Origin of the sequence: Stenotrophomonas sp. Pemsol (assembly GCF_003586545.1) — a bacterium.
Lineage (GTDB): Bacteria > Pseudomonadota > Gammaproteobacteria > Xanthomonadales > Xanthomonadaceae > Stenotrophomonas > Stenotrophomonas sepilia.
Window position 1 is genome coordinate 591142 of the sequence record NZ_CP025780.1, and the last position, 17574, is coordinate 608715.

Below are 17574 nucleotides of genomic sequence, written 5' to 3' on the forward strand. Positions count from 1 at the left end.
TCATTCTTCGATGGAGGTCAGGGGGGCGGACTCGCGCGGGCGCACGTGGTCGGCATCGAAATGGCAGGAGAACACCGAGCCCTTGCCGACTTCGCTTTCAATCTCCAGCCGCGCGTGGTGCAGGCCGAGGATGTGCTTGACGATGGACAGGCCCAGGCCGGTACCACCGCTTTCGCGCGAGCGGCTGCTGGAGACACGGTAGAAGCGTTCGGTCAGGCGCGGCAGGTGGGTGGCCGGGATGCCGTAGCCGGAATCGCGCACCGCCAGCACCGCACCGTCGCCCTCGCGGCGGAACTCCACCGCGATGCGGCCACCGGCCGGCGTATAGCGCACCGCATTGGTGACCAGGTTGGAGAATGCGCTGTGCAGTTCCTTGGTCGAGCCCTGAAGGTCAACGCCGGCGAGGTCGTCGATGCTGATCTGGTGGCGGCCCTGGCTGTGCGCTTCGGCTTCGCGGCGCAGGGTGGCCAGCATCGGCTGCATGGCCACGGTCTCGTCCTCGCTGTGTTCCTGCGATTCGAGGCGCGACAGGGTCAGCAGGTCTTCCACCAGCTGGGCCATGCGCTGGCTCTGCTTGCGCATTTCTTCCAGCATCGGTCCGGTTCCCGGGAAATCCTCCGGGTCCATCATGTCCAGGTAACCGTGCACCACGGTGAGCGGCGTGCGCAGCTCATGTGAAACGTTGGCCACGAAGTCACGGCGCACCTGTTCCAGGCGCAGCAGCTTGCTGACATCGCGCGCGATCAGCAGCCAGTAGTCCGACGAATAGGGAATCAGGCGCAGGTTCAGGCGGATCGCCGGATCGACCGGCGAGGGTACGTCCAGGATCGGCTCGGCATTGCGGCCACCAGCCAGCCAGTGCGCCAGCGGCATTGGCTGCAGGCGCTCGACCAGGGCCTCGCCAAGGTCGCCGGGATGGTGCAGGCCGAGCAGAGCGGTAGCCGCTTCGTTGAACCACTGCACGCGCTGGCTGTTGCGATCCAGCACGACGACGGCATCAGGCAGCGCGGCGGCAGCAGCGCGGTAGCTGCGCAGCATGTCCAGCAGGCGGCGCTTGCGCACGCGCATTTCCACCTGGTTGCGGTACAGCAGGCGGTCCAGTTCGTTCCAGACGCCGGTGCCTTCTTCGGCGGTGTCCCAGCGCTGGCGCGCGGTCAGCCGGCGCAGAACGCTGCGCAGGCGCCAGTAATGCCAGGCCAGGGTCGCCAGCGCGCCCAGTGCGATGCACAACCACAGATGGCCCGTGAACCACCCCACCAGTCCGGCGAACAGCAGCACCGCGGCAACGGTGGCCAGGGTCTTCAACCAGGCAGAGCGGATGTGGCGGGGCATTGCGATCTCGTCGTTGAGGTGCGGCGGTTCACTGGGGTGAACCGAGGGTTATAGCAGAGTTGCCGGCACCGGCACCCGCAGGTGCGCGGTGCCGCCACGACGAGACTCAGGTAGCAGTGGAGAAGCGGTAGCCGGCGCCGCGCACGGTCTGCACCATGTTCTCGGCGTTGAACGGCTCCAGCGTCTTGCGCAGGCGGCGGATATGCACGTCGATGGTGCGCTCCTCCACGTACACGCTGCCGCCCCATACATGGTCCAGCAGCTGCGCGCGGGTGTAGACGCGCTCGGGATGGGTCATGAAGAAATGCAGCAGACGGTATTCGGTCGGGCCGATCGGCACCGGCTGGTCGTTGGCGAACACGCGATGGGCGGCGCCGTCGATACGGATCGGGCCGACGGCTACGCTGCCGTCCTCGTCATCTTCGCGGGCGCGGCGCATGACCGCGCGGATGCGGGCCAGCAGTTCGCGTGCCGAGAACGGCTTGACCACATAGTCATCGACACCGGCCTCGAGGCCACCGACGCGATCGTTCTCCTCGCCGCGGGCGGTCAGCATGATGATCGGCACTTCGCGGGTCAGCGTTTCCTTGCGCCAGCGGCGGGCCAGGTCCAGGCCGCTGGTGCCGGGCAGCATCCAGTCCAGCAGGATCAGGTCGGGAACGCGATCGGCGATCGCGGTCTGGGCCTCCCGGGCATCGCCGGCGTGGACCGGTTCGTAATCGCCCTTGCGAAGGGCGAAGGCGACCATTTCACGGATCGCGGGCTCGTCATCGACGATCAGGATGCGTTTCTGCACGAGGACACCGTAGGGCTCGGTTACTGGAGTGGTGCCAGTAGACTACGGTTTGATGACATGTTTGTGACTGCCCGGCCGGAACCGGCCTGGATTGCCATCGGCCGGTCATGCGGTGCTCAGCGGCGGTCCAGGTCCGGGTCCTGCACGCCCTGCCGGCGCAGCTCCAGCACTGTCGGGGTGATCGATTCGATGCGGGCGTCAACCCGCGCGCGGCCGATGTAATCCAGCGCCGGGTTGCGCTTGAGCGCCTGCAGCTGCATCAGCGCCTGTTCTGGCCGCCCGCTGAGGAAGGCGGCCTCGGCATAGGCCTCGCTGGCGCGCACGCTGTCGCCAGCCAACTCGCTGGCGCGGGCGAAACGCTGCTGGAAGACCGGATCGTTACCGCTTTGCGACAGCAGGGGGCGCAGCATTGCCTGCGCACGCTGGCCGGCTTCGCGGCTGCCTTGTTCGTTCAGGATCTCGGCATAGGTCAGTGCCACCGGGCGGCTGTTGGGGTGTTCGCGCAGCAGCTGCTCGAAGCGGCTGTTGGCCTGGGCCGCCTGGCCTGCGCGCGACTCCGCCTCGCCCAGGCCCAGCGCCAGCCACAGGTTGCCGGGGTGGCTCTGCAGCAGGCCGGCCAGGGTCTGCCGGGCCTGGCCGGCACCGGCACGGCCACCGCGCATCACCGCCAGCGCCTGGCCGTAGCGCTGCGCATCGTTGAGGCCGTCCTTCTGCCGCTTGGCCAGGTCGGCGTACTCGCGCTCCAGCTCGGGGGTGGAGTCTGCGCTGAGCACGCGCAGGCGCTCACGCGCCCACTCGAAGTCACCGCTGGCGCCACGGTTGAGCTGGCCGATCGGCAGGCGCAGCACACTGCCGGGCAGCAGCGGGTTGTTGCCGCGCAACAGCGGCTCGCCCAGGCTGGGATCTGCCGGGTCCACCCGCTCCTTGCGCTCGCCGGTGGGGGTGCTGGTGGTGAGCAGCACCGTATCCTTCTTCATCTGCTCGGCGCGGGCTTTGGCCTCGCTGATGCGGGTGATGTTGACCGGGTGGGTGCGCAGGAACTCGGGCACGCTGTAGCCGCCTTCGTTGCCGCGCATGGCTGCCGACATCCGCTCGAAAAAGCCGGCCATGGCATCCACGTCGTAGCCGCTGCGCGACAGGGTGCGGATGCCCAGGCGGTCGGCCTCGGACTCGTTGGAGCGGGTGTAGTTGATCTGCCGCTGCTGCATCAGGCCCATGCCCGAGCTGATCGCGGCCATCGTCGCGTTGCCGGACGACGTGCTGTTGCTGGCCTGGGCGGCCACTACCGCCGCCAGCATGCCCAGCAGGATCGGGATCTGGTCGCGCTGGGCGCGCTCGACACCGCGCAGCACGTGCTGCTGGGTGACGTGGGCGATTTCGTGGGACAGCACCGCAGCGACCTCGTCCTCGCGCTCGGCGGTCAGCACCAGTCCGGCATTGACCCCGATGTAGCCGCCCAGCGTGGCGAACGCGTTGATCTGGCGGTCGTTCATCACGAAGAAGGTGTACGGCTGCCGCGGCTGGTCACTGTTGGAGCCGAGCCGGGTACCCATGGTCTGCAGCCAGTCGTTGACCAGCGGGTCTTCCAGCAGGTAGCCGTAGTTGCGCAGCTCGCGCAGCATCATCGCGCCGTACTCGGCCTGGCGGGCCGGGGTCAGCAGCTCGCCGGCCGAAGAGCCGATGTCGGGCAGCTTCTCCTGGGCCTGGGCCAGCGGCATGGCCAGGGCCAGGGTGACGGCGGTAGTCAGCAGCAGGGCTCGCAAGCAGAAGGTCCTCGGGCGGGGCGCGCCAAGCGTGGCAGGGCGGGGGGCAACCATTCGTTAATCCACAGTGTTGCGGCCGTGGCGTGGAAATTCCAGCGCACCGGTACCATATGTAGACCGTCGATCCATCGTGGAGTTTCCCGTGACAGCCCAGACCGCCGGCGGTGCCCCCGCCATCACCATCTATTCCACTGCCGTCTGCCCGTATTGCGTGGCCGCCAAGAACTTCCTGAAGAGCAAGGGCCAGCAGTGGACCGAGGTCCGCATCGACCTGGACCCGGCCGAGCGCGAGAAGATGATGGCGCTGACCCGCCGCACCAGCGTGCCGCAGATCTTTGTCGGCGACGTCCATGTCGGCGGCTACGACGACATGATGGCCCTGCACCGTGAAGGCAAGCTCGAGCCGCTGCTGGCCGGGCAGGGCCAGGCATGAGCGCGGCCGACGACGGCAGCAAGGACCGCATCGCCGAGTTCACCGAGTTCCGCAAGCGCATGAACGAGCGCATCCTGGGCGAACCGAACCAGGTGGTGCGCCGCTTCTTCGCGCTGGATACGCAGACCTACCAGGCCGGCGCGCTGGACGTGAAGACCAAGGAGCTGCTGGGCCTGGTGGCCTCGATGGTGCTGCGCTGCGACGACTGCATCAGCTACCACGTGGCCCAGTGCAAGGACGCCGGGGTGACCCGCGAGGAGTTCTTCGAGACCTTCTCGGTCGGCCTGGTGGTGGGCGGCTCCATCGTGATCCCGCACCTGCGCCGCGCGGTCGACTTCCTCGACCAGCTGGAAAGCGGCGCCGCCGCGCCAGCCGCGCACGAGCACTGAGGGTCGTGCCGGCCAGCGGCCGGCATCCCTTGAACCCGACATGGCCGGGGTTGCCGGCCAGCGGCCGGCACTACCGGGCCCGCGAGGGGGCCTGTCCCGCGATCCAACAGCCCAGGAGCCCCTTCTTGTTGAAGGGGCGCGCCGACAGGCGGGGGTAGAGGAGGAATCCGCGGGCAATTCTGCCTGAGCCGGGGACTGGGACCATGGTCTATTTGGGACCTCGGCCCCGGCTCAGGCATAATTGCCGGTGAAACTTCCTTTGCGCCGGCGTTTCCGGGCACGTCCGGACGGCGTTTTTCCCCCTGTTCGGAACATCGATCAATGACGCAGAAAATTACGGTCATCCGCGGCGACGGCATTGGCCCGGAAATCATGGACGCCACCCTGTTCGTGCTCGACCAGCTCAAGACTGGGCTGGAGTACGAAGACGCCGACGCCGGCCTGGTGGCCCTGGAAAAGCACGGCGACCTGATGCCGGCGGTGACCCTGGAATCGATCGCGCGCAACAAGGTCGCGCTGAAGAGCCCGCTGACCACCCCGGTCGGCGGTGGCTTCACCTCGATCAACGTCAGCCTGCGCCGTCACTTCGACCTGTACGCCAACGTGCGTCCGGCCCACACCTTCCCGAACACCAAGTCGCGTTTCGACAACGTCGACCTGATCACCGTCCGTGAGAACACCGAAGGTGCCTACCTGGCCGAAGGCCAGGAAGTGTCGGCCGATGGCGAGACCGCCTTCTCCGGCACCCGCATCACCCGCAAGGGCTCCGAGCGCATCGTGCGCTACGCCTTCGAGCTGGCCAAGAGCACCGGCCGCAAGAAGGTCACCGCCGTGCACAAGGCCAACATCATCAAGTCGACCTCGGGCCTGTTCCTGAATGTCGCCCGTGAAGTCGCCGCGCAGTACCCGGACATCGAGTTCCAGGAAATGATCGTCGACAACTGCTGCATGCAGCTGGTGATGCGTCCGGAACAGTTCGATGTGATCGTCACCACCAACCTGTTCGGCGACATCATCTCCGACCTGTGCGCCGGCCTGGTCGGCGGCCTGGGCCTGGCTCCGGGTGCCAACATCGGCAAGGACGCGGCGATCTTCGAAGCCGTGCACGGCACCGCGCCGGACATCGCCGGCCAGGGCAAGGCCAATCCGTGTGCGCTGCTGCTGGCGGCCGCGCAGATGCTGGACCACATCGGCCAGCCGGAGAATGCCGAGCGCCTGCGCAAGGCCATCGTGGCGACCATGGAAGCCAAGGACTCGCTGACCGGCGACCTGGGTGGCACCGGTACCACCATGAGCTTTGCCCAGGCCATCGCCAGCCGCCTGTAAGCGGCCGGCCGACCTCGGTTGGATCTACAGCGGGGCGCCTTCGGGCGCCCCGTTGCGTTGTGGGCTGGCTCGGTAGATCCACGCCATGCGTGGATGACGGGGCCCCTACGGTCCGCAGCCACCCATGGGGTGGCTCTACAGGGAATTTTCTGTGCGTATATCGCACAGATCATGTGCCGCTGGGCGGCTGGTTCGTGCGTAATGTGATCGGCATCCTGTGCCCACTTCCCAATGCACCGGAGCTTGAACATGAACCTCACCGCCTTCGGCCTGGCCAGCCTGATCGGCATGACCGCCACCCTCCCGCTTGCTGCTGCCGAGCCGGCCCATCCCACCATCCGCCATATGGCGGGTGCGCCGGTCGCGACCTCGCTGGATGCGGCGAAGACTGCCGTGCTGGTGATCGACTTCCAGAACGAGTACTTCGATGCCAAGGCCGTACCAGGCTTTGCGGGTGGCCGCATGGTCATTCCCGATGGCGAGGCCGCACTGCGCCAGGCCAGGCGGGTAGTCGAATTCGCCGATGCCCACGGCATCCGCGTGATCCATGTCCAGCACGTGCTGCCGGCCGGCGCACCCTTGTTCGCGCAGGGCAGCGTCAATGCCGCCTTCCATCGCGACCTGCAGCCGCGCCAGGGCGAGACCGTGGTGCAGAAGGACAATGTCAGCGTATTCGCCGGCGCGTCCGCCGCGGTGCTCGACCCGATGCTGAAGAACGCCGGCATCGACACCCTGATCGTCACCGGCCTGCAGACCCACGCCTGCGTGGCCGGTGCTGCGCGCGACGCGGCAGCGGCTCCGCGCGGCTACCGGGTGATCGTCTCGTCCGATGCCAGCGCCAGCCGCGATCTGGATCTGGCCGGCGGCCGTCGCATCGGCCATCGCGCGCTGCATGAGGCCTCGCTGGCGCAGATCGAAGACGCCTTCGGCGATGTCATGAGCACCGACGCGATTCTCGCGCTGCCGGTACGCAAGGCCGGTGACGGCGCTTGATAAGCTGGCGGGGCCCGCATGCCGTGGGCCCCGCCACGTGGAGCTGCCCGCCGATGGATCACTTCGCCGCCCTGCGTGCGCTGCGCGCCATCGTTGACGTGGGCAGTTTCACTGCGGCCGCCGAGCGCCTGGGGACCACCCACTCGGCGATGTCGCGGCAACTGCGGCAGCTGGAAGAGCACCTGCAGGTACGCCTGCTCGATCGCAACAGCCGTCGGCTGTCATTGACCGAGGCCGGGCGCGATTACTACCGCGAGGCGGCAACGCTGCTGGACCGCCTGCAGGAGGCGGATGATCGTGCTCGCGCCGGGCAGGCGCAGCCCAGCGGCAGCGTGCGGATCAGCGTGCCGCAGGTGGTGGCCAGCCAGGAGCTGCCCCACTGGCTGCCCTCGTTCCTGCAGCGTTACCCGCAGGTCACGCTGGACCTGTCGGCGGATGATCAGGTGGTGGATGTGGTCGGTGGTGGTTTCGACCTGGCGCTGCGCATTGCAGCTTCATTGCCGGACAGCCAGCTGGTTGCGCGCGAGCTGGCCAGCTGCCCGCGCATCCTGGTCGCCGCACCGGTCTACCTGGCGCGCCATGGCCTGCCACGGCACGCTGTGGATCTGGAGCAGCACACGCTGCTGGGTTTCAGTCCCACGCCGTCAATGCCGCCCTGGCGGTTGCAGGGACCGCGCGGCGCCAGCGTGAGCGTTGAAGCCGGGCAGCGCCTGCGCGTGGATGCCACGCCCGCGCTGTACGCCGCCGCGCTGGCCGGAATGGGCATCAGCCTGTTCACCGCGCTGACCGTGCAGGAGGATCTGCGCGCCGGTCGTCTGATCCGCGTGCTGCCGGCCTGGCATGCCGGCCAGCGGCGCTACTTCGCGTTGTACCCGCATGCACGTGCGCTCGCGCCCAAGGTGCGCGCGCTGGTCGAACACCTTGCGGCGCACTACGCTGCACAGGCTGGGGTGGCTGGCTAGCCGGGAAATGCAGCCACGCGTTACAAAGAGAAAAGGGCGCCCCGAAGGCGCCCTTTGTCGTTCATGGCTCTGCCTGGTTCAGCGCTGCTGGATCTTCGACAGCAGGCGCAGGAACTCCACATACAGCCAGACCAGGGTCACCATCAGGCCGAATGCGCCATACCACTCCATGTACTTCGGCGCGCGCTGGGCCACGCCGGTCTCGATGAAATCGAAGTCCAGCACCAGGTTCAGCGCGGCCACGACCACCACGAAGAGGCTGAAGGCAATGCCCAGCCAGCTGGAGTCGTGGATCACCGGCACGTTGATGTTGAAGAAGCCCAGCACGAACGAGGCCAGGTAGAGCAGGGCGATGCCGCCGGTGGCGGCCACCACGCCCATCTTGAAGTTCTCGGTGGCCTTGATCAGGCCGCTGCGGTATGCGAACAGCAGGGCGGCCAGGGTGCCGAAGGTCAGCAGCACCGCCTGGAACACGATGCCCGGGTACTTCATGTTGAACAGGGCCGACACGGCGCCCAGGAACAGGCCTTCGACCAGTGCGTACATCGGCGCGGTGACCGGCGACCATTCCTTCTTGAAGATGGTGATCAATGCCAGCACTAGGCCGCCGATCGCGCCACCGATGGCGTACAGGCTCGCGCTGCCGGAAATCTGGCCGTACTCGTCGACCGCCTGGCTCCAGGCGAACGCCGCGGTCAGCACGGTCAACAGCAGCAGGATGCCGGTCTTGTTGGCGGTGCCGTTGAGGGTCATGGCCTGGTCGGGGCTGGTCACTACCGAGCCACTGGCGAGGTCGAGGAAGGTCGACTCGGAAAGAGCCGGGTTGCCGCTGCGCATGCGTGTTCTCCGTGCGAATGAAGGTCGGGACGGCCATCCGGCCGATGGGCGTCAGCATAGCCGATGACTGCTTTCGGCGTTGTGGCAGGCCCGGGATCTGTGCATCCTTCGTTGACAGTTCCCAACGCGCTTGGCGACAATGACCAACTCCCCGGGCCCAACCCGAGGGGATTGCAAGACCGGGGTATAGCGCAGTCTGGTAGCGCGCCTGCTTTGGGAGCAGGATGTCGGGGGTTCGAATCCCTCTACCCCGACCAATCCCACGCCACGTCGGATTGGACACCGTTCCGGTTCGGGCGCCCGTAGCTCAACTGGATAGAGCACCGGCCTTCTAAGCCGGCGGTTACAGGTTCGATTCCTGTCGGGCGCGCCATTGGCGAGCGCCGGGATCGCATCGACGGATGTGAAGAAGTGCTTGCAAAAGCGCAAGGACTCCACCAGAATATCGGACTCGCTTCGGCGGACCGCAACTTCGGTGACAGTCCCCAGGCAATGTTCAAGGTTCCGGCGTCAGTGGTATCGGCGATGGAGCGAAAGTTTCAGTGGTGGCTGTAGCTCAGTTGGTTAGAGTACCGGATTGTGATTCCGGTGGTCGGGGGTTCGAATCCCCTCAGCCACCCCACTGATTCAACCGCATCGGCGCAGCCGAAACGGTATTGCAATAAACAGAAAGCACGCTACAATGTGCGTCTGAGTTTCACGGGCCGTTAGCTCAGTTGGTAGAGCAGTTGACTCTTAATCAATAGGTCCAAGGTTCGAATCCTTGACGGCCCACCAAGACAGAAGCCACCTGGTACGCCAGGTGGCTTTTTTCTTATAGGTGTGACTGCCATCGTTCCGATGGATCACGCGTTGCAGAACCCGTTCGGCGTGGATCTGCAGCAGGAGCGGGGCCCGCAGTGCTGGTTTCAACCACGTTGAAAAAAGTGCTTGCACCCACCGAGCGGATCGGGTCATAATTCGCGCCCCGATTTCGGGCTGTTAGCTCAGTTGGTAGAGCAGTTGACTCTTAATCAATAGGTCCAAGGTTCGAATCCTTGACAGCCCACCAGACAAAAGCCACTTGGTCCGCCAAGTGGCTTTTTTTTTGCCTGTTCGCTGGGGGATTTCATCCACGCCTGGCGTGGATCGACTGAAGCAATGCTGAAATCAGCGGCATACACGTCATCAGTGTTTTCAATGCTGTGCGCTGCATCTCACCGCATCGCGTCCTGCATCGCACCCAATGGATCTTCCGCGCCGACGGCGCATGCACGAAGGACGATGTTGATGGCTCATATCAATCGATTGCACCGCGCGCTGTGGGTTTCCTTCGCGTTGCTGGCACTGGCGGCCTGCGCGCCCGCCGACGATCCCGCGCAGACCGTCGAACGCGGTGCTGGCACGGAGAGCGCTCCTGCACGCCCGGTCGGTGAGGCCATGCAGATGCAGCCGGCTCAGCCGGCAGAGCGGGAGGCCCTGCCCGATGCGGTGGACGTGCAGCGCAATGCGGATGGTTCGGTGGATGTGCGCAAGGCCACGCCGGAGTCGGCGGCCCTGCGGCGCACCGGCGACGGGGGCGTGGAGATCCGCAAGGTGGATCCTGCAGCCGGGCAGGGTGCCGATACGGCGTCGGCCAAGGCCAGGCCGCAGCAGTGAACCCCGCCACCCCGGATGAGCTTGCGCTCGCCGGGGTGGTTCAACGCGCGGGCTGCGCACAATCGCCATGTTCAGTTTTGTGCAGGCCTTCCGCTTCCCGTCATCGCCTGCGACAATGAACACCTGCGCCGGCCACGCGAAAGTGGCGGAATTGGTAGACGCCCTGGATTTAGGTTCCAGTGCCGCAAGGCGTGGGGGTTCGAGTCCCCCCTTTCGCACCAGTGCCGGCCTGTCCCCGCCCTGATCGGGCCATCTGCGCCCCCCTTGACCGGCACGCGCTGGCAGTGCAAGCCGAATTGGGCGAAACTAAAGGGCTGCGGCAAGCAGGCGCGTCCCAGACGTCGTGTCCTTACAACCGTTTCATCCCAATCATCGAGCCGGGGGCCTGGGCCACCGGTGGCAGGAGTCAACATGCAAGCTTCGATCGAATCCACCGGCAACCTGGAACGCCGCCTGAGCTTCTCGCTGCCGGAAGAGCGTCTGCAGAGCCACATCGTCGGCCGCCTCGGCGAAATCGCCCGTACCACCCGCATCAAGGGCTTCCGTCCGGGCAAGGTGCCAGCCAAGGTGATCGAGCAGCGCTTCGGCGCGCAGGTCCGTGGCGAGGCGCTGGACGGCCTGCTGCGCGAAACCTTCGATGCGGCCGTGCGCGAGCACGACCTGCGCATCGTCGGCAGCCCGCGCATCGACAAGGGCGACGAGGGTGAGTTCTCCTTCGTGGCCACCGTGGAAGTGGTGCCGGACTTCGGCGACATCGACGTCAGCAAGCTGACCGTCGTGCGCCATACCGCCGAGATCACCGACGCCGACATCGACCAGATGATCGAGAACCTGCAGAACCAGCGCCGTACCTGGGCCCCGGTCAGCCGTGGCGCGCAGGACGGTGACCTGGTCGCGGTGGAAACCTGGTCGCAGGCCGGCGAAGAGCGCCTGCCGGCCGAGGGCACCGAGAAGGGTTCGATCGTGCTCGGCCAGGGCATGATGTTCGACACCATCGAGAAGGGCCTGGTCGGCCTGGCCAAGGGCGAAGAGAAGACCCTGGACGTCGAGTTCCCGGCTGACTGGCGCGTGCCGGTGCTGGCTGGCAAGACCGTGCAGGTCACCGTCAAGGTCACCGAGGTCTCCGAGCCGGTCGTGCCGGCGGTCGACGAAGCCTTCATCAAGAGCTTCGGCGTGAAGGGCGGCGATGTGGAGCAGTTCCGCAGCGACATCCGCGCCAACCTGGAGCGCGAGCTGAAGGGTGCGTTGATGAACCGCCTGCGCCGCGAAGTGGGCGAGCAGCTGATCGCGGCCTACTCCTCGGTCGAAATGCCGCCGCGCCTGGTCGAGAACGAAGCCCGCGCCATGCTGGCCCAGCAGGTCGAGCAGCTGCGCCGCAACGGCCAGAACGTCGGCGAGATCCCGGCCGATGCCCACGAAGGCTTCAAGGACGCTGCCGCCAAGCGCGTGCTGGTCGGCCTGCTGGTCGGTGAAGTGGCCCGCATCAACGACCTGCGTCTGGAAGCCAAGCGCCTGAATGAAACGATGCGTCTGATCGCTTCGACCTACGAAGAGCCGGAGCAGGTCATTGAGATGTACCGCAACGACCCCCAGTTGATGTCTGGCCTGCAGAACCGTGTGATGGAAGAGCAGGTGATCGACTGGATCGCCGAGCGTGCCCAGCACACCGAAGAGAAGCTGTCGTTCCAGGACGCGATCCGCCAGTAAGCCCGGGCGGATCACCGGATGCCCCGCGCCTTTGCCGGCGCGGGGTTGTTGCCCCCCAAGATAGGTACCTCACGTAATGGACAACCGAACCAAAGCCCTGAACCTGGTTCCGATGGTGGTCGAGCAGACCAGCCGCGGCGAGCGTGCCTACGACATCTATTCGCGCCTGTTGAAGGAGCGCCTGATCTTCCTCGTGGGTCCGATCGACGATCACATGGCCAACGTGGTGGTGGCGCAGCTGCTGTTCCTGGAATCGGAAAACCCGGAAAAGGACATCAACATCTACATCAACTCGCCGGGTGGCGTGGTCACCGCCGGCATGGCGATCTACGACACCATGCAGTACATCAAGCCGAATGTGAGCACCACCTGCATCGGCCAGGCCGCCTCGATGGGCGCCCTGCTGCTGGCCGCGGGCGAAGCCGGCAAGCGCTATGCGCTGCCGAACTCGCGCGTGATGATCCATCAGCCGCTGGGTGGCTACCAGGGCCAGGCCACCGACATCGACATCCACGCGCGCGAGATCCTGACCCTGCGTTCGCGCCTGAACGAGGTGCTGGCCAAGCACACCGGCCAGTCGCTGGAGACGATCGCCCGTGACACCGAGCGCGACAACTTCAAGAGCGCCTTCGAGGCGCAGGCCTACGGTCTGGTCGATCAGGTCCTGGAGCGTCGTCCGGATGAGTCGATCCAGGCCGGTTGACCGGCCTTCACGGGGCCAGGGAGGCCTCGTTCCTGCAGGGTCGGGTGGGACTGGTGTCCCCTCGGCCCTGTGCTATTCTCGAATCGAACCCCCGTTCAGCGGGTGGGGTAACTGGGTAAGCGAAGCATGAGCGAAGACCGCCAAGGTCGTTCCACGGACACCGGCAAGATCCTCTACTGCTCTTTCTGCGGCAAGAGCCAGCATGAAGTGCGCAAGCTGATTGCGGGTCCGAGCGTGTTCATCTGCGATGAGTGCGTGGAGCTGTGCAACGACATCATCCGTGAGGAACTTGAGGAAAAGGCGCAGTCGGCGCGCAGTTCGCTGCCCAAGCCGCGCGAGATCCTCGAGGTCCTCGACCAGTACGTGATCGGCCAGAACCGTGCCAAGCGCACGCTGGCAGTGGCCGTGTACAACCACTACAAGCGCATCGAGAGCCGGCAGAAGAACGACGACGTCGAACTGGCGAAGTCGAACATCCTGCTGGTCGGCCCGACCGGTTCGGGCAAGACGCTGCTGGCCGAGACCCTGGCCCGCCTGCTCAACGTGCCGTTCACCATGGCCGACGCCACCACGCTGACCGAAGCCGGTTACGTGGGCGAGGACGTGGAGAACATCATCCAGAAGCTGCTGCAGAAGTGCGACTACGACGTCGAGAAGGCGCAGCAGGGCATCGTCTACATCGATGAAATCGACAAGATCTCGCGCAAGAGCGAGAACCCGTCGATTACCCGCGATGTGTCCGGCGAAGGCGTGCAGCAGGCCCTGCTGAAGCTGATCGAAGGCACCGTGGCCAGCGTTCCGCCGCAGGGCGGCCGCAAGCACCCGCAGCAGGAATTCCTGCAGGTGGACACCAAGAACATCCTGTTCATCTGCGGCGGCGCGTTTGCCGGGCTGGACAAGGTGATCCAGGCCCGTTCCACCGACGTCGGCAGCATCGGCTTCGGCGCCAAGGTGAAGAGCAGCGAGCGCAAGCAGGAAGTGGGCAAGGTGCTGGCCGAAGTCGAGCCGGAAGACCTGATCAAGTTCGGCCTGATTCCCGAGTTCGTCGGCCGCCTGCCGGTGGTGGCGACCCTGGAGGAGCTGGACGAGCCGGCCCTGATCAAGATCCTGACCGAGCCGAAGAACGCCATCACCAAGCAGTTCAAGAAGCTGTTCGAGATGGAAAACGTGGAGCTGGAGTTCCGTCCGGACGCGTTGTCGGCCATCGCCAGGAAGGCGCTCAAGCGCAAGACCGGCGCCCGTGGCCTGCGCACCATCGTCGAATCGGTCCTGCTGGACACCATGTATGACCTGCCGTCGCAGGAGAACGTCAGCAAGGTGGTCGTGGACGAATCGGTGATCGAGCACAAGTCCGAGCCGTACCTGATCTACCAGACCCCGGCGGCCCCTGAACAGAAGGCCGCAGGCGCCGAGTGATCCTTCCAGGTTGTTGATTGGAAAGGATTTTCAAGGAATGCCTTGCATCTGAAAGCCGATGGCCCCATAACGGGGCCATCGGCTTTTTTTGTCTCCGGAAGATGCCCTCCCGGAGGCGGTTTTCCCCCTTCCCTGGAGCCCCCATGGCCCGTTCCCCAAGTGAAACCCTCGACCTGCCGGTCCTGCCGCTGCGCGACGTAGTGGTGTTCCCGCACATGGTCATCCCGCTGTTCGTCGGCCGTGACAAGTCCATGCACGCGCTCGAACAGGCAATGGAGGCGGACAAGCGCATCCTGCTGCTGGCGCAGAAGTCGGCCGAGACCGACGACCCGCATGCGGCCGACCTCTACCAGGTCGGCACGCTGGCGCAGGTGCTGCAGCTGCTGAAGCTGCCCGACGGCACCATCAAGGTGCTGGTTGAAGGCCTGTCGCGCGTGCAGGTCACCCACGTCGACGAGCGCGACGGCGCGCTGCATGGCCAGGCCGTGGAGATCGACGCCACCGACGAGCGCGAGGCGCGCGAGGTCGAGGCGATTGCCCGCTCGCTGATGTCGCTGTTCGAGCAGTACGTGAAGACCAACCGCAAGCTGCCGCCGGAGCTGCTGCAGACGCTGTCGGGCATCGATGAGCCGGCGCGCCTGGCCGACACCATCGCTGCGCACATCAGCGTGCGCCTGGCCGACAAGCAGCGCCTGCTGGAAACGCTGGCCGTCGGTGACCGCCTGGAGATGCTGGTCGGCCTGGTCGACGGCGAGATCGACGTGCAGCAGATGGAGAAGCGCATCCGCGGCCGCGTGAAGTCGCAGATGGAGAAGAGCCAGCGCGAGTACTACCTCAACGAACAGATGAAGGCCATCCAGAAGGAACTGGGTGACCTGGACGACGCGCCGGGCGAGCTGGAAGAACTGGCCCGCAAGATTGCCGAGGCCGGCATGCCGAAGGCGGTTGAAGCCAAGGCGCGCAACGAACTGAACAAGCTCAAGCAGATGTCGCCGATGTCGGCCGAAGCCGCCGTCGTGCGCAACTACCTGGAGTGGCTGCTGGGCGTGCCGTGGAAGAAGCGCAGCAAGGTGCGCAAGGACCTGAAGGTCGCGCAGGATACGCTCGATGCCGACCACTACGGCCTGGAGAAGGTCAAGGAGCGCATCCTTGAATACCTGGCGGTGCAGTCGCGCGTGAAGCAGATGAAGGGCCCGATCCTGTGCCTGGTCGGGCCGCCGGGCGTGGGCAAGACCTCGCTGGGCCAGTCCATTGCCAAGGCCACCAACCGCAAGTTCGTGCGCATGTCGCTGGGCGGCGTGCGCGACGAGGCCGAAATCCGTGGCCACCGCCGTACCTACGTCGGTTCCATGCCGGGCCGCATCGTGCAGAACCTCAACAAGGTCGGCAGCAAGAACCCGCTGTTCGTGCTCGACGAGATCGACAAGATGTCGATGGACTTCCGTGGCGATCCGTCTTCGGCGCTGCTGGAAGTGCTCGATCCGGAGCAGAACAACGCATTCAACGACCACTACCTGGAAGTGGACCTGGACCTGTCCGAAGTGATGTTCGTGGCGACCTCGAACTCGCTCAACATTCCCGGCCCGCTGCTGGACCGCATGGAAGTGATCCGCATCCCCGGCTACACCGAGGACGAGAAGCTCAACATCGCGACCCGCTACCTGGTGCCGAAGCAGGTCAAGGCCAACGGCCTGCAGCCGGAAGAGCTGGAGATCGGCAGTGATGCCATCCAGGACATCGTGCGCTACTACACGCGTGAATCGGGCGTGCGCAACCTGGAACGCGAGATCGCCAAGATCTGCCGCAAGGTGGTGAAGGAGATCGCGCTGGCTGGCCCGCAGCCGGTGAAGGCGAAGAAGGGTGCGAAGAAGTCCAAGGCGCTGGTCAGCGTGTCCAGCAAGAACCTGGACAAGTACCTGGGCGTGCGTCGCTTCGACTTCGGACGTGCCGAGGAAGAGAACGAGATCGGCCTGGTCACCGGCCTGGCCTGGACCGAGGTCGGCGGCGACCTGCTGCAGATCGAATCGACCCTGGTGCCGGGCAAGGGCCAGCTGATCCTGACCGGCCAGCTCGGCAACGTGATGAAGGAGTCGGCTTCGGCGGCACTGTCGGTGGTGCGTTCGCGCGCCGTGGGCTTCGGCATCGACAGCGACTTCCTGCAGAAGCACGACGTACACCTGCACGTGCCCGATGGCGCCACGCCGAAGGATGGCCCGAGTGCCGGCGCGGCGATGGTCACCTCGCTGGTGTCGATGCTGACCAGGGTGCCGGTGCGCGCCGATGTGGCGATGACCGGCGAGATCACCCTGCGTGGTCGCGTCACTGCCATCGGTGGCCTGAAGGAGAAGCTGCTGGCTGCACTGCGTGGCGGCATCCGCACGGTCATCATCCCGGAAGAGAACCGCAAGGACCTGGCCGACATCCCGGCCAACGTCACCCGCGATCTGAAGATCGTGCCGGTGAAGTACATCGAAGAAGTCCTGGACCTGGCGCTGGAGCGTCCGTTGGCACCGAAGAAGGCGCGCAAGAGTGCGCAGCGTGTCACGGTGCGCAGCAAGGCCAAACCGAGTGGAAACGCGCGCGTCAAGCATTGACGCGCGCTGTCCAATGGCCCGAAACCCGCGTCGTTGCTGGCTTTCCAGCTTGCGTGGGGGTAGGGCCACTGGTATAAAAGCAGCACTCGCGAATGAGTGGTCGCAGTCTGGTGATCGCTGGAATTCGGCGAACCGTTTCCACATGGCGGCCGCATGCAGATGGCGTGCGGTTGCTTCCCTGTCGAATAAGCGGAACCCACCGCCAAAGGAGTTGTAGAGAATGAACAAGACCGAATTGATCGATGCCGTTGCTGAAGCTGCCGACCTGACCAAGGCAGAGTCCAGCCGCGCTGTCGATGCCGTCGTTGCTGCCATCACCAAGGCGCTGAAGGACGGCGATGCGGTCACCCTGGTTGGCTTCGGTACCTTCCAGGTCCGCGACCGTGCTGCCCGCACCGGCCGCAACCCGAAGACCGGCGACACCATCAAGATCGCTGCTTCGAAGAATCCGTCGTTCAAGGCTGGCAAGGCCCTGAAGGATGCTGTAAACTAAGCGGCTCGCTGGGGTGCTTAGCTCAGCGGTAGAGCGTCTCCTTTACACGGAGAGGGTCGGGGGTTCGAAACCCTCAGCACCCACCACAGCACCGCGGTAAAAGTTTGAGTGTGGAGCGGTAGTTCAGCTGGTTAGAATGCTGGCCTGTCACGCCGGAGGTCGCGGGTTCGAGTCCCGTCCGCTCCGCCATTC

At 65.6% G+C, this 17574-nt stretch carries 15 protein-coding genes and 8 tRNA genes; 19 read left to right on the forward strand and 4 right to left on the reverse strand.

Features of this window, described 5'->3' with window-relative positions; all coding sequences use genetic code 11:
* The 3 genes from phoR to PEM_RS02675 all read right to left on the reverse strand — a co-directional run bounded on the left by phoR (nucleotide 1) and on the right by PEM_RS02675 (nucleotide 3945).
* Nucleotides 1–1332: a phosphate regulon sensor histidine kinase PhoR gene (gene phoR / locus PEM_RS02665; protein ID WP_061479944.1), complete on the reverse strand. Its 1332-nt coding sequence runs from the start codon at nucleotides 1330–1332 to the stop codon at nucleotides 1–3.
* Between the two features lie 106 nt (nucleotides 1333–1438).
* Nucleotides 1439–2128, reverse strand: a complete 690-nt coding sequence (gene phoB, locus PEM_RS02670) for a phosphate regulon transcriptional regulator PhoB (RefSeq protein ID WP_005408258.1) — start codon at nucleotides 2126–2128, stop codon at nucleotides 1439–1441.
* Nucleotides 2129–2244: 116 nt separating this feature from the next.
* Nucleotides 2245–3945, reverse strand: coding sequence for a M48 family metalloprotease (locus PEM_RS02675; protein ID WP_181453219.1), 1701 nt, complete (start codon nucleotides 3943–3945; stop codon nucleotides 2245–2247).
* A gap of 88 nt (nucleotides 3946–4033) precedes the next feature.
* Between PEM_RS02675 and grxC the strand changes: the two genes are divergently transcribed.
* The 5 genes from grxC to PEM_RS02700 all read left to right on the forward strand — a co-directional run bounded on the left by grxC (nucleotide 4034) and on the right by PEM_RS02700 (nucleotide 7994).
* Nucleotides 4034–4324: a glutaredoxin 3 gene (gene grxC, locus PEM_RS02680; protein ID WP_004154541.1), complete on the forward strand. Its 291-nt coding sequence runs from the start codon at nucleotides 4034–4036 to the stop codon at nucleotides 4322–4324.
* Complete coding sequence (locus PEM_RS02685; protein ID WP_069138941.1) at nucleotides 4321–4713, forward strand: carboxymuconolactone decarboxylase family protein; 393 nt, start codon at nucleotides 4321–4323, stop codon at nucleotides 4711–4713. Before grxC ends, PEM_RS02685 begins: the two co-directional genes overlap by 4 nt.
* Before the next feature lie 321 nt (nucleotides 4714–5034).
* Nucleotides 5035–6039: an isocitrate dehydrogenase gene (locus tag PEM_RS02690; protein ID WP_033835461.1), complete on the forward strand. Its 1005-nt coding sequence runs from the start codon at nucleotides 5035–5037 to the stop codon at nucleotides 6037–6039.
* A gap of 249 nt (nucleotides 6040–6288) precedes the next feature.
* Nucleotides 6289–7032 (forward strand): cysteine hydrolase, encoded by a 744-nt coding sequence (locus PEM_RS02695; protein WP_065179771.1) that lies wholly within the window; start codon nucleotides 6289–6291, stop codon nucleotides 7030–7032.
* Between the two features lie 53 nt (nucleotides 7033–7085).
* Nucleotides 7086–7994 (forward strand): LysR family transcriptional regulator, encoded by a 909-nt coding sequence (locus PEM_RS02700; protein WP_111174850.1) that lies wholly within the window; start codon nucleotides 7086–7088, stop codon nucleotides 7992–7994.
* 78 nt (nucleotides 7995–8072) lie between these two features.
* On the opposite strand, the gene PEM_RS02705 is transcribed toward PEM_RS02700, so the two are convergent.
* A complete protein-coding gene (locus PEM_RS02705) occupies nucleotides 8073–8831 on the reverse strand; it encodes a Bax inhibitor-1/YccA family protein (RefSeq protein ID WP_005415466.1) in 759 nt (252 codons plus the stop codon).
* 180 nt (nucleotides 8832–9011) lie between these two features.
* Between PEM_RS02705 and PEM_RS02710 the strand changes: the two genes are divergently transcribed.
* The 14 genes from PEM_RS02710 (at nucleotide 9012) to PEM_RS02775 (ending at nucleotide 17571) form a co-directional block, all read left to right on the forward strand.
* Nucleotides 9012–9088, forward strand: a tRNA-Pro gene (locus PEM_RS02710).
* Nucleotides 9089–9127: 39 nt separating this feature from the next.
* Nucleotides 9128–9204, forward strand: a tRNA-Arg gene (locus PEM_RS02715).
* A gap of 172 nt (nucleotides 9205–9376) precedes the next feature.
* Nucleotides 9377–9453 (forward strand) — tRNA-His (locus PEM_RS02720).
* Nucleotides 9454–9532: 79 nt separating this feature from the next.
* Nucleotides 9533–9608, forward strand: a tRNA-Lys gene (locus PEM_RS02725).
* 198 nt (nucleotides 9609–9806) lie between these two features.
* A tRNA-Lys gene (locus PEM_RS02730) sits at nucleotides 9807–9882 on the forward strand.
* Between the two features lie 218 nt (nucleotides 9883–10100).
* Nucleotides 10101–10469, forward strand: coding sequence for a hypothetical protein (locus PEM_RS02735; RefSeq protein WP_111128361.1), 369 nt, complete (start codon nucleotides 10101–10103; stop codon nucleotides 10467–10469).
* Between the two features lie 136 nt (nucleotides 10470–10605).
* Nucleotides 10606–10690 (forward strand) — tRNA-Leu (locus PEM_RS02740).
* A gap of 190 nt (nucleotides 10691–10880) precedes the next feature.
* Nucleotides 10881–12176, forward strand: a complete 1296-nt coding sequence (gene tig / locus PEM_RS02745) for a trigger factor (protein ID WP_005415468.1) — start codon at nucleotides 10881–10883, stop codon at nucleotides 12174–12176.
* Between the two features lie 76 nt (nucleotides 12177–12252).
* Entirely contained in the window at nucleotides 12253–12879 is a 627-nt protein-coding gene (gene clpP / locus PEM_RS02750; protein ID WP_004146318.1) for an ATP-dependent Clp endopeptidase proteolytic subunit ClpP, read from the forward strand.
* 126 nt (nucleotides 12880–13005) lie between these two features.
* Nucleotides 13006–14295, forward strand: a complete 1290-nt coding sequence (gene clpX / locus PEM_RS02755; RefSeq protein WP_004154600.1) for an ATP-dependent Clp protease ATP-binding subunit ClpX — start codon at nucleotides 13006–13008, stop codon at nucleotides 14293–14295.
* Nucleotides 14296–14438: 143 nt separating this feature from the next.
* On the forward strand, nucleotides 14439–16889 hold the full coding sequence (gene lon / locus PEM_RS02760; protein WP_111128363.1) for an endopeptidase La: 2451 nt from the start codon (nucleotides 14439–14441) through the stop codon (nucleotides 16887–16889).
* Nucleotides 16890–17109: 220 nt separating this feature from the next.
* Nucleotides 17110–17382, forward strand: a complete 273-nt coding sequence (locus PEM_RS02765; RefSeq protein ID WP_005408270.1) for an HU family DNA-binding protein — start codon at nucleotides 17110–17112, stop codon at nucleotides 17380–17382.
* An 11-nt stretch (nucleotides 17383–17393) separates the two neighbouring features.
* A tRNA-Val gene (locus PEM_RS02770) sits at nucleotides 17394–17468 on the forward strand.
* Nucleotides 17469–17494: 26 nt separating this feature from the next.
* A tRNA-Asp gene (locus PEM_RS02775) sits at nucleotides 17495–17571 on the forward strand.
* The last annotated feature ends 3 nt before the right edge of the window (nucleotides 17572–17574 follow it).

Excerpts from the sequence above, each read along its gene's own strand:
- phoR (WP_061479944.1), bottom strand. The coding sequence starts at position 1,332 with ATGCCCCGCCACATCCGCTCTGCCTGGTTGAAGACCCTGGCCACCGTT.
- PEM_RS02765 (WP_005408270.1), top strand. The coding sequence starts at position 17,110 with ATGAACAAGACCGAATTGATCGATGCCGTTGCTGAAGCTGCCGACCTG.
- lon (WP_111128363.1), top strand. The coding sequence starts at position 14,439 with ATGGCCCGTTCCCCAAGTGAAACCCTCGACCTGCCGGTCCTGCCGCTG.
- PEM_RS02690 (WP_033835461.1), top strand. The coding sequence starts at position 5,035 with ATGACGCAGAAAATTACGGTCATCCGCGGCGACGGCATTGGCCCGGAA.
- clpX (WP_004154600.1), top strand. The coding sequence starts at position 13,006 with ATGAGCGAAGACCGCCAAGGTCGTTCCACGGACACCGGCAAGATCCTC.
- PEM_RS02695 (WP_065179771.1), top strand. The coding sequence starts at position 6,289 with ATGAACCTCACCGCCTTCGGCCTGGCCAGCCTGATCGGCATGACCGCC.
- PEM_RS02700 (WP_111174850.1), top strand. The coding sequence starts at position 7,086 with ATGGATCACTTCGCCGCCCTGCGTGCGCTGCGCGCCATCGTTGACGTG.
- PEM_RS02735 (WP_111128361.1), top strand. The coding sequence starts at position 10,101 with ATGGCTCATATCAATCGATTGCACCGCGCGCTGTGGGTTTCCTTCGCG.
- clpP (WP_004146318.1), top strand. The coding sequence starts at position 12,253 with ATGGACAACCGAACCAAAGCCCTGAACCTGGTTCCGATGGTGGTCGAG.
- PEM_RS02705 (WP_005415466.1), bottom strand. The coding sequence starts at position 8,831 with ATGCGCAGCGGCAACCCGGCTCTTTCCGAGTCGACCTTCCTCGACCTC.
- tig (WP_005415468.1), top strand. The coding sequence starts at position 10,881 with ATGCAAGCTTCGATCGAATCCACCGGCAACCTGGAACGCCGCCTGAGC.
- PEM_RS02675 (WP_181453219.1), bottom strand. The coding sequence starts at position 3,945 with ATGGTTGCCCCCCGCCCTGCCACGCTTGGCGCGCCCCGCCCGAGGACC.
- PEM_RS02685 (WP_069138941.1), top strand. The coding sequence starts at position 4,321 with ATGAGCGCGGCCGACGACGGCAGCAAGGACCGCATCGCCGAGTTCACC.